The 16,039-nt window shown below is 70.7% G+C and carries 14 protein-coding genes; 7 read left to right on the plus strand and 7 right to left on the minus strand.

The window, feature by feature from the left end; translation table 11 throughout:
* Window positions 1-2: 2 nt before the first annotated feature.
* On the minus strand, window positions 3-1,007 hold the full coding sequence (locus tag ACLQ2O_RS25450) for a hypothetical protein (protein WP_425835625.1): 1,005 nt from the start codon (window positions 1,005-1,007) through the stop codon (window positions 3-5).
* A gap of 109 nt (window positions 1,008-1,116) precedes the next feature.
* Complete coding sequence (locus tag ACLQ2O_RS25455) at window positions 1,117-1,764, minus strand: SRPBCC domain-containing protein (RefSeq protein WP_425835627.1); 648 nt, start codon at window positions 1,762-1,764, stop codon at window positions 1,117-1,119.
* 47 nt (window positions 1,765-1,811) lie between these two features.
* On the opposite strand from ACLQ2O_RS25455, the gene ACLQ2O_RS25460 reads away from it, so the two are divergent.
* From ACLQ2O_RS25460 to ACLQ2O_RS25470, 3 genes are read left to right on the plus strand one after another with little or no spacing between them, the layout of a single operon-like run.
* Entirely contained in the window at window positions 1,812-3,299 is a 1,488-nt protein-coding gene (locus ACLQ2O_RS25460; RefSeq protein ID WP_425835629.1) for an SDR family oxidoreductase, read from the plus strand.
* Window positions 3,300-3,320: 21 nt separating this feature from the next.
* A complete protein-coding gene (locus ACLQ2O_RS25465; RefSeq protein ID WP_425835631.1) occupies window positions 3,321-4,121 on the plus strand; it encodes a GNAT family N-acetyltransferase in 801 nt (266 codons plus the stop codon).
* 19 nt (window positions 4,122-4,140) lie between these two features.
* Window positions 4,141-4,884: an SDR family oxidoreductase gene (locus ACLQ2O_RS25470; protein ID WP_425835633.1), complete on the plus strand. Its 744-nt coding sequence runs from the start codon at window positions 4,141-4,143 to the stop codon at window positions 4,882-4,884.
* Here the strand turns inward: ACLQ2O_RS25470 and ACLQ2O_RS25475 are convergent.
* Window positions 4,881-6,521 (minus strand): adenylate/guanylate cyclase domain-containing protein, encoded by a 1,641-nt coding sequence (locus ACLQ2O_RS25475; protein ID WP_425835635.1) that lies wholly within the window; start codon window positions 6,519-6,521, stop codon window positions 4,881-4,883. The two genes, ACLQ2O_RS25470 and ACLQ2O_RS25475, sit on opposite strands and share 4 nt — an antisense overlap.
* A gap of 151 nt (window positions 6,522-6,672) precedes the next feature.
* Between ACLQ2O_RS25475 and ACLQ2O_RS25480 the strand changes: the two genes are divergently transcribed.
* The 3 genes from ACLQ2O_RS25480 (at window position 6,673) to ACLQ2O_RS25490 (ending at window position 10,440) form a co-directional block, all read left to right on the plus strand.
* Complete coding sequence (locus ACLQ2O_RS25480) at window positions 6,673-8,451, plus strand: M1 family metallopeptidase (RefSeq protein WP_425835637.1); 1,779 nt, start codon at window positions 6,673-6,675, stop codon at window positions 8,449-8,451.
* An 11-nt stretch (window positions 8,452-8,462) separates the two neighbouring features.
* The gene (locus tag ACLQ2O_RS25485) at window positions 8,463-9,713 is read left to right on the plus strand and encodes a sensor histidine kinase (RefSeq protein ID WP_425835639.1); all 1,251 of its coding nucleotides are present in this window, start codon (window positions 8,463-8,465) and stop codon (window positions 9,711-9,713) included.
* A gap of 73 nt (window positions 9,714-9,786) precedes the next feature.
* The gene (locus ACLQ2O_RS25490; RefSeq protein ID WP_425835641.1) at window positions 9,787-10,440 is read left to right on the plus strand and encodes a response regulator; all 654 of its coding nucleotides are present in this window, start codon (window positions 9,787-9,789) and stop codon (window positions 10,438-10,440) included.
* Between the two features lie 76 nt (window positions 10,441-10,516).
* Here ACLQ2O_RS25490 and ACLQ2O_RS25495 read toward each other — a convergent pair whose 3' ends face one another.
* Complete coding sequence (locus tag ACLQ2O_RS25495) at window positions 10,517-11,377, minus strand: GNAT family N-acetyltransferase (RefSeq protein WP_425835643.1); 861 nt, start codon at window positions 11,375-11,377, stop codon at window positions 10,517-10,519.
* A 119-nt stretch (window positions 11,378-11,496) separates the two neighbouring features.
* Here ACLQ2O_RS25495 and ACLQ2O_RS25500 point away from each other — a divergent pair, with 119 nt between their 5' ends.
* The gene (locus tag ACLQ2O_RS25500) at window positions 11,497-12,162 is read left to right on the plus strand and encodes a GntR family transcriptional regulator (protein WP_425835645.1); all 666 of its coding nucleotides are present in this window, start codon (window positions 11,497-11,499) and stop codon (window positions 12,160-12,162) included.
* On the opposite strand, the gene ACLQ2O_RS25505 is transcribed toward ACLQ2O_RS25500, so the two are convergent.
* Genes ACLQ2O_RS25505 through ACLQ2O_RS25515 form a run of 3 tightly spaced genes read right to left on the minus strand, consistent with a single transcriptional unit; the run spans window position 12,159 to window position 16,038 of the window.
* Entirely contained in the window at window positions 12,159-13,931 is a 1,773-nt protein-coding gene (locus ACLQ2O_RS25505; protein WP_425835647.1) for a gamma-glutamyltransferase family protein, read from the minus strand. The two genes, ACLQ2O_RS25500 and ACLQ2O_RS25505, sit on opposite strands and share 4 nt — an antisense overlap.
* On the minus strand, window positions 13,928-14,932 hold the full coding sequence (locus tag ACLQ2O_RS25510; protein WP_425835649.1) for an ABC transporter ATP-binding protein: 1,005 nt from the start codon (window positions 14,930-14,932) through the stop codon (window positions 13,928-13,930). The genes ACLQ2O_RS25505 and ACLQ2O_RS25510 overlap by 4 nt, the downstream gene beginning before the upstream one ends.
* Window positions 14,929-16,038, minus strand: a complete 1,110-nt coding sequence (locus ACLQ2O_RS25515; RefSeq protein ID WP_425835651.1) for an ABC transporter ATP-binding protein — start codon at window positions 16,036-16,038, stop codon at window positions 14,929-14,931. Before ACLQ2O_RS25515 ends, ACLQ2O_RS25510 begins: the two co-directional genes overlap by 4 nt.
* Between the last annotated feature and the right edge of the window lies 1 nt (window position 16,039).

Genomic DNA, 16,039 nt, shown 5'->3' on the forward strand with positions numbered 1-16,039 from the left:
GGCTACGGCGTGCAGGGCAGCGTGCCGGCGCGGAGGGCGTGCTTGGCGTCGTTGCTGTCGTCGGACCAGATGACCGGTTTGCGGCCGCCGGCGCAAGTGGACTGCGGCGCGATGGCGAAGCCCTCGTTGTTGTAGTTGGCCATTCCGGTCGGGCGGTCGTAGACGGCGGTGGGCGCGAACTTGCCCTGCGTGTTGATGCCGAGGGTCGCGGCGCGGCCTTGGCAGGTGTCGTCGCAGACCGCCCACAGGTGACCGGTCTCCGGCTCGAACTCGAGGTCCATCACACCGCTGAACCCGCTGGGGATGGTCGCGACCCGGGTGAACCCGCCGCCGCTCTGGTTCAGCGCGTAGGCGTAAACCGTGCCGTTGTCCTCCAGGCCGGCGAAGAAGAGGCCGTCACCGTGGCCGGGATAGCTGCTCGGGCTGTACGTCGTACCGGTGCGCTCGTCGCGGAAGGCGTGCGCGGTGAGGTAGCTGTCGGGGATCCAGGAGATGCCCTCGAGTCCGCTGTTCGCGTCGACGGCGGGAAGGTCGGACTTCAGGTTCCACTCGGCGGTCGCGTCGAGCGAGCTGCCGGACGTCGAGACGTCGTACCGGACGATCTTCGGCAGGCTTGTGCCGTCCTTGTCGTTGTCGCGTTCGGTGGCGACGAACACTCCCTCGGGGGTGGCGACGACGCCTTCGGCATCCGGGTCACCGCTGCCGTTCGCGTAGTTGAGCGACTTGCCGGACGCCCAGCCGCCGGTCGTGTCCGGACGCCAGGTCGCGCCGCTGGGGACCAGCCGGTAGAGCGTCCCCGGGCCGTTCTTCACCGCCCACAGCACGCCGGCCGACCCGAAGGACAGCCCGCTCAGGTTCTCGCCGAACACGTTCGACCCGTCCGCGACGGTGACCTTGGCGTCGCCCGGCCAGGTCGACCGAGGGGCTGCCGCCACGGCCGGTGAGGCTGCGGTCAGGGTGAGCGCCAGGGCAACCAGGGCGGCGGCGCGCCGATGGGTTCGCAGCATGTGTTGGTGGTCCTTTCCTTACGATGCACCGGGGAGCAGCGGTCGCCGTACCCGGTCCAAGGATCAGGTGTACCGACAGCTACCAGTTGAACACGCAGGGAACGCCGGGTCAGCTCTGGAGGGCTTTGCTGGTTTCGGTGAAGGACTTCAGGTCGGCGATCAGGCGGACCCAGCCTTCGCCGACCATCTCGCGAATCCGGCTGCCGGGGGCGAAGCCGGTGTGGACGACGGTGAGTTTGACCTGGTCGTCCTCGGGTTCGAGGGTGAAGGTGACGGTGGACAGCGGCTCGTCCTTGGTGGCGGCCTCGTCCTCGGCGGACAGTCCGGCAGCCGCGGCGAACTCCGGGGTGATGTGGTGCCACGTGTAGGCCAGCCGCCGGTACGGCTCGTGCTCGACGACTTTCTGGCCGGCGCCGGCCATCGTCACGTCGCCCATCTTCCAGTCGATCGGCGAGCCGGGCTGCCAGTCGGTCTCGTGGTGCAGTCCCCAGTACTCCTGGGTGAACTCCGGCTCGGTCAGCGCCCGCCACAGCCGCTCGGGCGTGGTCCGGATGTAGGTGGTGTAGACGAAGTCGTTGTCCCTCATGGTCTGCTGCTCCAATGCGGTCTTGAGGTCGGCGAACAGGTGCGCCCGCCGGCGGTCGTACCGGGTGATCCAGCGGTCCGCGATGGCGTTGATCGGCTCGGCGTTCAGGTAGTGCAACTTCTCCCGTCCGCGCCGCACGGTGGTGACCAGGTTCGCGCCCTCCAGGCGCAATGCACAAGTTCGGCATAAGTACGCCGGAGACAGGGCACCCGCACGGTGTGATCCCAGCGAAGCCCGACGGTCAGAAGCTCGTCCTCGTCACCGGTGTGACCGGCTACATCGGCGGCCGCCTGGTCCCCGAACTGCTCGCCGCCGGCTACCGCGTCCGCGCGATGGCCCGGAACCCGCGCCGTCTGGAGAGCCGCGCCTGGTACGACGACGTGGAGGTCGTCGAGGCCGACGCGGGGGAGCCGCACGAGGTCGCGGCCGCGCTCGAGGGCGTCGACGTCGCCTACTACCTGATCCACGCGCTCGGGACCGGCAAGAAGTTCGAGTCCCGGGACCGGCACACCGCACGCACCTTCGGAGCGGCAGCTCGCGAGGCGGACGTCGGGCGGATCGTCTACCTCGGCGGGCTCTACCCCGAGGGCGAGGAGCTTTCGCCGCACCTCGGGTCGCGCCGCGAGGTCGGCGAGATCCTGCTCGCGTCCGGCGTACCGACGACTGTGCTGCGGGCGGCGGTGATCCTGGGTTCGGGGTCGGCGTCGTTCGAGATGCTCAGGTACCTGACCGATCGCCTGCCGGTGATGGTGACGCCGCGCTGGCTGGACACGCGGATCCAGCCGATCGCCGTCCGGGACGTCCTGCACTACCTGGTCGGCAGCGCGTCGATGCCGCCCGAGGTCAACCGCGGCTTCGACATCGGCGGGCCGGACGTGCTGACGTACCGCGACATGATGCAGCGGTACGCCGACGCCGCGCACCTCAAGCGCCGCCGGATCGTCACGCTCCCGCTGCTCACTCCGTCGCTGTCCAGCCACTGGGTCGGCCTGGTCACGCCGGTCCCGAACAGCATCGCCCGGCCGCTCGTCGACAGCCTGATCCACGAGGTCGTCCGCAAGGAGAACGACATCGCCCAGTACGTTCCCGACCCGGCGCCCGGGCTGATCGGGTTCGACCGGGCTGTCGAGCTCGCGCTGCAGCGGATCCAGGAGCTCGAGGTGACGACGAGCTGGGCCTCCGCCTCGACGCCAGGCGTGCCGAGCGATCCGCTGCCGAGCGATCCGGACTGGGCCGGCGGCTCCCTGTACGTCGACGAGCGGGAGAGCGCGATCTCCGCGTCTCCGGACCAGCTCTGGCGGGTGATCGAAGGGATCGGCGGCGGCAACGGCTGGTACTCCTGGCGCCTCGGGTGGTGGGCCCGCGGCCTGCTCGACCGGGTCTTCGGCGGACCAGGGCTGCGACGTGGCCGGCGTAACCCCAAGGACCTCGAGGTCGGCGACCCGCTCGACTGGTGGCGGGTCGAGGACGTCGACGAGCCGAAGCTCCTCCGCCTCCGCGCCGAGATGCGCCTCCCGGGCCTCGCCTGGCTGGAGCTGATCGTGGACGAGGACGACCAGGGCCGGACGATCTTCCGGCAGCGGGCGCTCTTCCATCCGCGCGGTCTGCCCGGCCAGCTCTACTGGTGGTCGATCAAGCCTTTCCACGGCATCGTCTTCGGCGGCATGCAACGCAACATCGCGCGGGCGGCCGAACAATCGTCTTGACGGGCGCCCGACCATAGAGGCGTGGAGATCACCAGTTTGGGCTACCGGACCGACCTGTTGCTGCTTGCCCTGGGCGGGAGCGAGGTAACGGGCGCGGGCGACCACGTGGTCGTGCGGACGCCGGCGAACCCGACGTTCTGGTGGGGGAACTTCCTGCTGCTGCCGTCAGCGATCAGGACCGGGGAGGCGGCCCGCTGGCTGGAGGTTTTCGGGCGGACCTTCCCGGCGGCCAAGCACGTTGCCTTCGGCATCGATTCGGTGGACGGGGTGGCCGGGGCCGAGGACGAGTTGACGGCGGCCGGGTTCGAGGTCGAGCGGAGCACGGTGATGACGGCGCGGAGCGTCGTGCCGCCGGCGCGGCCGAACACCTCCTCGACGTACCGGTTCCTGAGCAGCGACGACGACTGGGAGCAGTTGGTCGGCCTGGCCCTCGCGGCCAATCCGATGGACGTCGAGGACTACGAGGGATTCGTACGCCGGCGCGAGGCGGCGCACCGGGCGGTCGTCGAGGCGGGGCACGGGCAGTGGTTCGGGGCGTTCGACGGCGGCAGGCTGCAGGCCTCGCTGGGGTTGCTGACGGATGGGTCCGGGGTGGCCCGGTTCCAGGACGTGCAGACGCATCCGGACGACCGTGGGCAAGGGATCGCGAGCACGCTGGTGCACACGGCGTCGGCGTACGGGTTCGAGGAACTGAAGGCGGAGACGCTGGTGATGGTCGCCGACCCGGAGTACCTGGCGATCCGGATCTACCGGGCACTCGGGTTCGACGGGACCGAGACTCAGGTGCAGGTGACGAAGCCGCCGGCCAAGCCCGGGCCTTAAGGCGTGAAAGGCTGGGCGTATGACGAGTGAGCGCGGGGTCGCGCTGGTGACGGGTGGAAGTCGCGGGATTGGTGCCGCGGCGGCGATCGCGCTGGCGGGCGACGGATGGGACGTCGGGATCAGCTACCGGACGCGTCAGGACGAGGCCGCGCGTGTGGTCGCCGCGTGCGAGGCCGTTGGGCGCCGGGCCGTCGCGGTGCAGGCCGAGGTCGCTGAGGCCGCGGAGATCGAGCGGCTCTTCGACGACGTGACGCGCGAGCTCGGAGCGATCGGTGCCGTCGTCAACAATGCCGGTGTGGTCTCGCCTGCGGGCCGGGTCGACGAGTACGACGTGGCCCGGCTGGAGCAGGTGTTCCGAGTCAACGCGATCGGCGCGTTCTTGGTCGCCGGAGCCGCCGTACGGCGGATGTCGACGGCGCACGGTGGCGCCGGTGGGGTGATCGTGAACGTGTCGTCGCGGGGTGCCGTGCTCGGATCGGCGGGGGAGTATGTCGACTACGCGGCGAGCAAGGCGGCGGTGGACACACTGACGATCGGGCTCGCGAACGAGGTCGCCAAGGAAGGGATCCGGGTGCTCGGAATTCGTCCTGGGCTGATCGAGACCGAGATCCACGCCGAGGGGCGGTTGGAGCGGATCGGCACGACGCCGCCGCTCGGACGGCCGGGCAAGGTCGAGGAGGTCGCCGAGCTGATCGTCTTCCTGGCGTCCGAGCGCGCGTCGTACATGACCGGTTCGATGGTGGACGTCGCGGGCGGTCGTTAGTTCCTGGGGTGGGCCAGCCTGGTCGACGTCGACCGACCGCGGACGGTGACCTCGTCGCCCGGGTGCCAGTGGGCGGACTCCGAGGGCGCTGACTCCTCGACCGCCGCCATCGACGCCAGGACGTGGTGGTCGGTCTGCTTGGCGAGGTCGCTGAGGCGGGCGGCCTCGTTGACCGGGTCGCCGATCACCGTGTACTCGTAGCGGCGCACGTCGCCGACCGTTCCGGCCACGACGGTACCGGCCGTGATGCCGATCCCGGCTGTTGCCTCGGGCAACTCTTCGGTGAGCCGCTCGGCCAGCGCGCGGCCGGCCCGGAGAGCGCTCCCCGCGGCGTCCGGCAGCTCGGTCGGCGCGCCGAAGACCGCGAGCACCGCGTCGCCGGCGAACTTGTTCACGAAGCCGTCGTACCGGTCCACCTCGTCGACGACGATCGCGAAGAAGCGGTTGAGGAGCTGGACCACCTCGGTCGGCGGACGCTCCGCGGCGAGCTCGGTCGAGCCGACGAGATCGACGAACAGTACGGCGGCGAAGCGCTCCTCCCCGCCGAGCGAGTCGCTCGTCAACGCCTCGCGGACGACGTCCGGACCGACGTACCGGCCGAAGAGGTCGCGGAGCCGTTCGCGTTCCCGCAGCCCCGCGGCCATCTGGTTGAAGCCGGACTGCAGCGAGCCGAGCTCGGTACCGTCGAAGACCGGGATCCGGACGTTCAGCTCGCCGTCGCCGATCACCGAGAGCGCGTTCCGCACCGATCTCACCGGGGCGACCACGGACCTTGCCGACAGCAACGTCAGCAGCCAGCCGCAGATCAGCACGATCGTGCCGAGCACGAGGATGATCACCGACAGCCGGGTCGCGGAGACGTCCTTCTCGATCAGCGCGATCACGGCGGTGAGCATCAGGCCGAGCACCGGTACGGCGGAGCCCGCCGCCCAGAAGAACACCGTGCGCGCCTTCAGCCCGGCGGCCAGCAGACGGCGCGGTGGTGCGCCGTCGGCGAGCGCGCGGGCGGCGATCGGCCGCAGCGCGAACTCGGTCAGCAGGTACGACGCCGCGCAGGTGACGATCCCGCCGTCGAACGTGGTGACCAGGACGCGGAGAACGCTCTCTGGTTCGAGCGCGAGGGTCAGGAGCGTGAAGAAGACGGTCGCGAGCAGCCAGAGGAAGACCTCGATCATCGTCAGCCGCAGCGGGAGCTGCAGCGTCGCGATCTGCTCCTTGCGGGTGGCCGGGCGGTCCTCCAGCACCCAGTCGGTCACGCGCAGCGCGAGGCGCGTGCTCCAGACCGCGCCGACCAGCAGCGCGAGCAGGAAGTACGCCGGGAACGCGATCCAGCGGACCAGGCTCAACTCGTCGCCGACCGCCGGGCCGGGCAGGACCCAGACGGCGAGCACGAAGACGACGATCGCGCCGATCACGTTGGTGCCGATGGAGAAGAACGTCAGCAGCAGCTGCACGCGGATCCGTAGGACCCTGGCGTTCTGGTCGGCCGGCCCCAGCAACCACGACCCGAACGGCCTCCGCTGCAGCACGACCTCAGGGCTGCTGCGCTCGGCCATCATGCCTACAGTCTGCAAGCTGTCGGTGTCGGACAGACACACCACCCCGGCCGGCGGGGCGAGCAGGACGGTGATGCGCACGTCTCCGTCCTGCCCAGCTGGGCAACTTGGCACGGTGCTGCCCCTGGCTCTAATCGGCCGCGTCATCGGCCTGTCCGCTGGGTAGTGTCCAGCGGACGACGTCTGCGAACGACCGCGGCGCACGACCCCCTGAATGCCCGGGAGCCCTCCTGTGACCCACGACCGCCACTCCTACGCCGAACCGGCTCTGGTCCGCACCACCCACCTGGACCTGGAGCTGGAGCTCGACTTCACCGCCAAGGTGCTGGTCGGGACCGCCACGCACACCCTGGCCTGGAGTGGGCCCGGTGACCGCCTGATCCTGGACAGCCGCGACCTGACCGTCCTGGAGGTCGAGGGCTCGACAGGTGACGGCTGGGAACCGCTGGAGCACAACCTGGCCTTCCCCGACGACGAGCTGGGCTCGGCACTGACCATCCGCACCGCCGGGCACGAGCAGGTCCGCGTGAGCTACCGGACCGCTCCGACCGCGACCGGACTGCAGTGGCTGGAGCCGGAGATGACCGCGGGCGGCGTGCTGCCGTTCATGTTCAGCCAGTCGCAGGCAATCCACGCGCGCAGCTGGGTCCCGGTGCAGGACACCCCGATCGTCCGCTTCAGCTACGCGGCCCACGTGACCGCGCCGCCCGAGCTGATGGTGCTGATGAGCGCCGACAACGGCACGCAGTCGCGCCGTACCGGCTCGTACGACGTGGTGATGCCCGAGCCGATCCCGTCGTACCTGCTGGCGATCGCGGCCGGTGACCTGGTGTTCGAGCCGATCGGCGAGCGGTCCGGCGTGTGGGCCGAGCCGGAGATGGCCAAGCGGGCCGCCACCGAGTTCGGCGACACCGAGGAGATGATGCGGGTCACCGAGGCCCTGTTCGGCCCGTACCGCTGGGGCCGGTACGACGTACTGGTGCTCCCGCCGTCCTTCCCGTACGGCGGCATGGAGAACCCGCGGATGACCTTCGCGACACCGACCCTGGTGATCGGCGACAAGTCCCTGGTCAGCGTGATCGCGCACGAGCTGGCGCACAGCTGGTCGGGCAACCTGGTCACCCAGGACAGCTGGGACGACATCTGGCTCAACGAAGGCTTCACGTCGTACGTCGAGAACCGGATCGTCGAGGCGGTCTACGGGACCGAGCTGGCGGTCATGGAGACCGCGATCAAGCAGCACTCGACCGTGCTCAAGCTGGACCCGCTGAGCCCGGCGCAGCTCGCGGTGGAGCTGCCGGGGCTGAACCACGGCACGGAGTACCACGGCACGACGTCGCTGGGCCCGCTGAAGGGCTCGTGGTTCCTGTCCTGGCTGGAGGAGCGGTTCGGGCGCGAGGTGTTCGACCCGTTCCTGCGCGGCTACTTCGACCGGTTCGCGTTCCGCAGCATCAACTCCGAGGACTTCGTGGCGCACCTGCAGGAGCACCTGCTGACGCCCCGCCCCGGTGTGGTGACGGCGGACGAGGTCGCGGCCTGGCTGGACGAGCCGGGCATCCCGGCGTTCGCCGCACGTGCGCAGTCGGCCCGCTTCGAGATCGTGGACCAGTTGCGGGACAACTGGCTGACCACCGGTGAGCTGCCGCCCGGCGGCAAGACCTGGACGACGCAGGAGTGGCTGCGCTTCCTGGATGCCGCTCCGGACGTGCTGAGCGCCGAGCAGCTGCAGGAGCTCGACCGCGAGTTCAGCCTGACCGGTACGGCGAACGGCGAGATCGCCCGGCGCTGGTACTCGATCGTTGCCGCCAGCGCCTACACCCCGGCGTACGACGAGCTGGCGACGTTCCTGACCCGGGTCGGGCGGATGAAGCTGGTGCTGCCGGTCTACAAGGCGCTGAGCGGGTCGGAGGCCGGCCGGGAGTTCGCGGCGCGCGTGTTCGCGACCGCGCAGCCCGGCTACCACCCGATCACCACGGCAGCGGTGCAGAAGATCCTGGCCGCCACGAGCTAACGTCTGGGGGTATGTCGACGGAGTCCGATCGCCCAGGGGTCGTGGCGGAGCTGTGGAGGCCGGGGTCGCGGGCCGCTCCCGGGCAGGACCGTCGGACGCCGCGGGACTGGGTGATCGACGGCCTGTTCGTGCTGATCGCCGCCGGTGGCAGTCTGCTGAAGACCGACCTGGCACCCGATTCGTTGCTGCCGGTGCCTCCGGGCGCGCTCAACACCGCCCTGGGACTGCTGGCCGCGGTGTCGCTGCTGATGCGGCGACGCTGGCCGGTCGAGCTCGTCGTGGTCCTGACGCTGCTGTCGATCTTCTTCCCAGGGGTCGGTACGGCGGGCGCGCTCGCGCTGTTCAGCGTCGCGGTCCACCGGCGCCCGGCGGTGAGCATCTCGATCCTGGGGCTGGCGATCGCGTCGTCCGCGGTGCAGTTCTGGCTGTACCCGATCGTGATCGACATCCCGTACGGGTACCTGTTCATCGTGGGCTTCGTCAGCCTGTCCTGTGCGGCCTCGGTGGCGTGGGGCATCGTCGTGCGGACCAGGCGGCAGCTGATGCTGTCGCTGGAGGAGCGGGCGCGGCGGGCCGAGTCGGAGCAGGAACTGCGGGTCGAGCAGGGACGGCGGCGAGAGCGGGAGCGCATCGCCCGGGAGATGCACGACGCGCTCGGGCACCGGCTGTCGTTGCTGAGCGTGCACGCCGGAGCGCTGGAGTTCCGGCCGGAGATGCCGCCTGATGAACTCGCTGTGACCGCTGGGGTGATCAGGTCGAGCGCGCGGGAGTGCTTGGACGACCTGCGGGAGATCGTCGGCGTACTGCGGGGGCCGGGGCTGAGCGATCCGGGTGGGCAGCGGCCGCAGCCGGGCATCGGCGAGATCGCTGGGCTGGTCGAGGAATCGGAGGCGGCCGGGATGAGAGTGAAGTTCTCGCCGCTGGCCGGTGAGGCCGACGGGTTGGCACCGGCTACCGGGCGGCACGGGTACCGGATCGTGCAGGAGGCGCTGACCAACGCGCGCAAGCACGCACCGGGCTCACTGGTGCACCTGGAGCTGACTGGCGGGCCGGGGGACGGGTTGACGATCGACGTACGGAACAGGCTGGCATCCGGGGTGTCCGCGCCGGGGTCACAGGTCGGTCTGGTCGGGCTGGCCGAGCGGGCCACGCTGGCCGGTGGGCGGCTGGAGCACCGGATGAAGGCAGGCGAGTTCCAGCTGACGGCCTGGCTGCCCTGGCCCGAGCCGACGAGAACTGGACCTGGTGCTGACGAGAGCTGAGCGCGGCCTGCTCTGGGCGAGCTGACGAGAGGTGAGCGGCGGCGGCGCCGGCCGAGCGCCTAGGCTGTGCGGCATGGCTGTTCGGGTGGTGCTCGTCGATGACGATCCTCTGGTGCGTGCCGGGCTGAAGAGCATGCTCGGGGGTGCGGAGGAGCTGGAGATCGTCGGCGACGCCGCCAACGGGCAAGAGGCGATCGCCTCGGTCGGTGAGCTGCGGCCGGACATCGTACTGATGGACATCACGATGCCGGTGATGGACGGCCTGACCGCGACCGAGGCCGTACGCCGGTTGCCGGAGGCGCCGGAAGTGGTGATCCTGACGACGTTCGGGTCCGAGCAGCACCTGCTGAAGGCGCTACGGGCCGGCGCGGCCGGGTTCCTGCTGAAGGACGCGGCGCCGCGCGAGATCGTCGACGCGGTCGTCCGGGTCGCCGAGGGCGAGCCGATCCTGTCCGGCGGCGTCACCCGGCACCTGATGGACTACGTCGTCGGCGACGACGGCGCTCCCCGCCGCGCGGAGGCCGTGGCAGCCCTGGCCAAGCTCACCGACCGCGAGCGCGACGTCGCCGCGGCCGTTGCCGAAGGCAAGAGCAACGCGGAGATCGCCACCGCCCTCGACCTCGGCGTCGCCACCGTGAAGACCCACCTCACCCGGATCCTCACCAAGCTCGACCTCAACAACCGCGTCCAGATCGCCCTCCTGGCCCACGACGCCGATCTCGCCTGACCTGGTGCAGTGGCAAGCGCGATGACACCACCATCCTCGGCGTCGAGCTGGCCGAAGACGCCGTACGGCTGCGGGCTCAGCTGAGGAGCAGGTGGTAGCGGTGGACCTCGTGGGTCTGCTCGTAGCCGAGGGTCTCGTTGGTGCGGCGCATGGCGTGGTTGGTGGCGGCGGTGTCGGTGAGGAGGCCGGCCAGCTTCGGGTGGAGTTCGGTGGTCTGGCGGATCTGCTCGGCCTTGAGCCAGCGGGACAGGCCGCGGCCGCGGTGTGCGGGGACGACGACCGTGCCGTAGTGCTGGGCGTCGCCCTGACCGTCGCCTGGTACGACGAGCTCGGTGTAGGCGACGACCTCACCGGTTGACTCGTCCAGCACGGCCATCGTCTCCAGCAGGTCGCCGCGCTGGGCCACGACCTCGGCGACGTACCTGCTGCGTTCCACGTCCCAGACCTCTTCGCCGTACGAGATGTCGCCGACCGGGGCGTCGCTCATCGCGGCACGGACCTCGGTGAAGGACTCGATCAACCCCTCCGGCGGCGCACCTGCCCAGGAGGTCAGCCGGTAGCCGGCCACCGGTGTGGCGGACGGGTCGGCGTCCGCCAAGGCCAGGCGCGTGTAGACGAGGCGCAGGCCGACAGTGAACCCGCGGGCGGCGAGGAAGTGATCACCAGCAGTCCCGACGGTCGCGTCGGCCAGCACAGTGGTCGCTTCGTTCTCAGCTGCGCCCTGCAGCGCCGCGTCGAGCAGGAGCGAGCCGATGCCCTGGCGGCGGTCCGCCGGGTGCACGGTGAGCTCCAGCTCGGCCAGGTGCTCCTGGGACGGTTTGCTGTTCAGCTGCAGGTACGCCGAACCGACAGGGTGGTCGCCGGACGCCAGCCAGACCAACCGGCGGCTGAAAGGCCGGTAGTCGGGGTCGGTCAACGGTGTGATCGTGATGGACAAGGCGTCAACGTATCCAGTCGCACCACCAGGCGGCAACCGGGTTCTGTGCCCCGCGGTCCGGTAGGTTGCTGGCGGATCGTGCCACGCAACGGCACGGCCGACCGAGAGGGGAGTCCGGGGTGGACCAGCAGTACGGGGGCGGGCAGGTACGCACGATCGGTGCGGACCACATCGCGCTCAGGGAGCAGGTGCTGAGCGAGCTGCGACGCCGGATCGTCGACGGTGACTACGCCCAGGGCGAGCGCCTGACCGAGAACAGGCTGGCCGACGACTTCGGGGTGTCGCGCAACCCGGTCCGCGAGGCGCTGCGAGTGGTGGAGAGCGAGGGGTTCGTCGAGATCCTCCCGCGCCGTGGTGCTGTCGTGGCGACGCTGGACGACACGGCGATCCGCGATCTGTTCGCCGTACGGAAGCAGCTGGAGACTCTGGCCGCCGGGCTCGCTGCCGAGCGGGCGACCGAGGAGGACGTCACCCGGCTGCGTGCGCTGCTGGCAGAGGCCAGTGCCGCGACCGACTCCGAGGACTTCGCCCGGGTCGCCGAGCTGAACAGCGAGCTGCACGTCGCGGTGATCGACATCAGCGGCAACCGCTGGCTGGCGTCGCTGTCGTCCGCCATGTACCACCACGTGCACTGGGTGTTCCGGGTCGGCGCCGCACAGCGCGCGCCGCACTCCTGGGAGGAACACATCCGCCTGGTCGACGCCATCGCCGCCGGCGACGCCGAAGCCGCAGTGGCCGCTGCCACCGATCACATCGAAGCAGCAGCCACCGCAGCCCTCAGCTAACGACCGACGGCGTACCCCTGCATGCCGCGGGGGTTCGCAGCAGCGGACAGTACGCCGCCCGGCTCACGCCCGACCGCACAGAGACGGCCGAGGCTCCACGCGTCCGACTCGGTGACGACGTGTCCGCGGCGTACCAGCTCGTCGCGGACCGCCGTACCCAGACGGGTCTCGATCACCAGGCCGCCCGGCTCGGTTGCCCGCGGGTAGAACGACGACGGGAAGCCGGTGGTGTGCCAGGCCGGTGCGTCGATGGCCTCCTGCAGGTCCTGCCCACCAGCCAGGGTCCGCAGCAGAAACAGCAACTGCCACTGGTCCTGCTGGTCTCCACCAGGGGACCCACAAGCCAGCACCGGTACGCCGTCACGCAGCACGAGCGTCGGAGTCAGCGTGGTGCGCGGCCGCTTGCCCGGAGCCAGCGACGACGCCAGGCCTTCCTCCAGCCAGAACATCTGCGCCCGGCTCCCCAGCGGGAACCCGAGCGACGGGATCACCGGCGACGACTGCAGCCAGCCACCGCTCGGCGTGGCCGAGATGACGTTGCCCCACTTGTCCGCCACGTCGACGTGACACGTGTCGCCACGCGTACCGCCGTCAGGCGCGACCGTCGGCTCGCCGACCGTCGCGTCGACAGCAGCATCACTGGTCGTCACCGAAGGCAGCCGCGGCTTCCGTCCGTCGGGCTGACCGGGCCGCAGCTCCAGCGAGGCCCCCGCACCGACCAGTGCCGCCCGTGCGGCGGCGTACGCGGGGGAGAGCAGCGTCTTCAGCGGTACGTCGGCGCCGTCGCCGTACCAGGCCTCGCGGTCGGCGTACGACAGCTTCATCACCTCGACCGTCGTGTGGACGGCGTCCGCACTGGTCAGGTCGAGGTCCTTGGGGTCGCCAAGCTCCGCCAGGATGGCGAGCGACTGCAGCAGCGCAGGGCCCTGGCCCCACGGGCCTGTCTTCGCCACGGTGTGCCCGTGCCAGTCGTACGTCGCCGCGTCCTCCCAGGTCGCGGTGAAGGCGGCCATGTCGGCACCGGTGATCAGGCCGGCGTGGTCCTCGCCGCTGGAGTCCCTGTGCGGCAGCTTCGAGAACGCGTCGACAGCCTCGGCCACGAAGCCTTCACGCCAGGCCAGCCGAGCGCCCTCGATCTGCGCGACCAGGTCGGACCCGGACTGCTCGCCTGCGACGACCAGACGCTCCAGCGTGTCGGCGTACGCGGTGTTCTTGATCAGTTCGTTCGGAGCCGGCGGACGACCGTTCTGGAGCCAGACGGCGGCCGAGGTCGGCCAGTGCTCGGTGAAGAGCTCCCGCACGGTCTCGACGGTGTCACCGACCCGTGCGACGACGGGGTGCCCGTTGCGGGCGTAGTCGATCGCGGGCTCGAGCACCGTCCGCAGCGGCAGCGTGCCGTGGTCCCTGAGCAGCAGGAGCCAGGCATCGACAGCACCGGGCACCGTCGCCGCGAGCGGACCCGAGCCCGGGATCAGGTCGAGGCCCAGCGACTTGTAGTGCTCGATGGTGGCTCCGGCCGGTGCCACGCCCTGACCGGCCAGCACCCTGGGAGTGGGGTTTTGAGCGGTGGCGACGATCGCCGGGACCTCTCCACCGGGTCCGTTGAGGTGCGGCTCGACCACGTGCAGCACGAACCCGGCGCTGGCGGCCGCGTCGAACGCGTTGCCGCCCAGCTCCAGGATCCGCATCGCCGACTGCGACGCCAGCCAGTGCGTGGACGAGACCATCCCGAACGTGCCGCGCAGCGTGGGCCGGGTGGTGAAGGTCATCGGGCAGCTCCTGTGTCAGTGGTGTCTTGCGTACGTCGTACGTCGGGTCCGGTGCCGTCGTCGTTGACCAGGTGGCACGCGACCCGGTGTCCACCCTCGCCGATCACCCGGGACTCCGGGACGACTGTCCGGCATTTGTCCACCGCCACCGGGCAGCGGGTGTGGAAGCGGCAGCCGTCCGGCGGGTCGATCGGTGAGGGCAGGTCGTCGCCGAGCAGCACGGGCACCCGGGCCCGCTGGGTCGTCGGGTCGGGCACCGGAGCGGCCGACAGCAGCGCCTGCGTGTACGGATGAGCCGGTACGCCGAAGATGCGCTCCCGCGGGCCCTGCTCGACCAGCTGGCCCAGGTACATGACGGCGACCTCGTCGGCCAGGTACTCGACGGCGGACAGGTCGTGGGTGATGAACAGGCAGGCGAACCCGAGGTCCCGCTGCAGGTCTGCCAGCAGGTTGAGCACCGACGCCTGCACGGACACGTCCAGCGCGCTCGTCGGTTCGTCGGCGACCAGCAGACTCGGCTTGGAGATCAGGGCGCGGGCAATGCTGACCCGCTGGCGCTGACCACCGGACAGCTCGTGCGGCGAGCGGTGGGCGACCTCCGGCCGTAGCCCGACCCGGCGTAGCGAGTCGGCGACCTGCCCGGCGGTGTCACGCTGCCGCATGAGCCGGAGTGGTTCGCTGACGATGTCGCCGACCGACAGCCGCGGGTCCAGCGAGCCGGCCGGGTCCTGGAACACGATGGACACGTCACGGCGGTGCTTGCGCAGCTGGCGGCGGTTGAGGTGAGTGATGTCGGCATCGGCGAGCCGGACCGTGCCGCCAGTCGGTTCGAGCAGCCGGACGATGCAGCGGCCGACAGTGGACTTGCCGGAGCCGCTCTCGCCGACCAGGGCGACCACTGTGCCCTTGCGGATCTGCAGGGAGACTCCGTCGACCGCCCGGACCGGGCCGAAGTGCATGACCAGGTCTTCGATCTCCAGGGCGTTCTCTTGTGTGCTCATGGGACCTCCACCGGCTCACGGACCGGGTTCCAGCACGCCACCTGGTGAGCACCTGCGGTCAGGAGCGGTTGCTCCGTCGTACAGGTGTCGAGTGCTCGGGGGCAGCGGTCGGCGAACGTGCAGGCGTCGGGCTGCTCAGCGAGGACCGGGACCAGGCCGGGGATCTCGTTGAGGCGGTCACTGCCCGCGTGACGTCCGGCCGACGGGGATGCTCCGAGCAACCCGGCGGTGTAGGGGTGAGTGGGGTGGGCGAACAGGTCGTGCACCTCTGCGGTCTCGACCACGCGGCCGGCGTACATGACGGCGACCCGATCGGCGAGGTCCGCGACGACGCCGAGGTCGTGCGTGATCAGCACGATGCTGGTGCCGAGCCGTTCGCGCAGACCACGCAGTACGTCGAGGATGCCGGCCTGGATGGTGACGTCGAGCGCGGTCGTCGGCTCGTCCGCGATCAGCACCTTCGGGTCGCACGCGACGGCCATCGCGATCATCACGCGCTGCCGCATCCCGCCGGACAGCTGGTGCGGGTAGTCGTCGACGCGGCGGTCGGCCGACGGGATGCCGACCAGCTTGAGCAGCTCGATCGCGCGCTTGCGGGCCGCCGACCGGGACAGCCCGTTGTGCACGCCGAGCACCTCGCCGATCTGCCGCCCGACGGTGAAGACCGGGTTCAGCGACGTCATCGGCTCCTGGAAGATGTACGCGATCTCGCGACCGCGGATCGACCGCAGCGTGCGCTTGTCGGCGCCGATCAGCTCGACGCCGTCGAGCTGGACCGAGCCGTCGACGGTCGCCGAGCGGGGGAGCAGGCCGGCCAGGCTCATCGCGGTCACGCTCTTGCCGCACCCGGACTCGCCGACGACCGCCAGCACCTCGCCGTCCGCGACCTCGAAGTCGACCTTGTCGACGGCCGAGATCCGCCCGTCCTCGGTCCGGAAACTGATCGACAGGTCGCGCACCCGGAGCACGCTGGGCACCGCGTCCCGGCGGTCCGCCGGAGCAGCCGGGGCCGCAGGGGTCCGTGCGTCCGCCCGCCCGGCGGTCCGTGCGTCCGCCCGCTCGGCGGCTGGTGCGTCCGGCGGGCCGGGGTTGCTTGCCTCAGGCATC

The sequence above is a fragment of the Kribbella sp. DT2 genome (assembly GCF_049844575.1).
Classification (GTDB): Bacteria; Actinomycetota; Actinomycetes; order Propionibacteriales; family Kribbellaceae; genus Kribbella.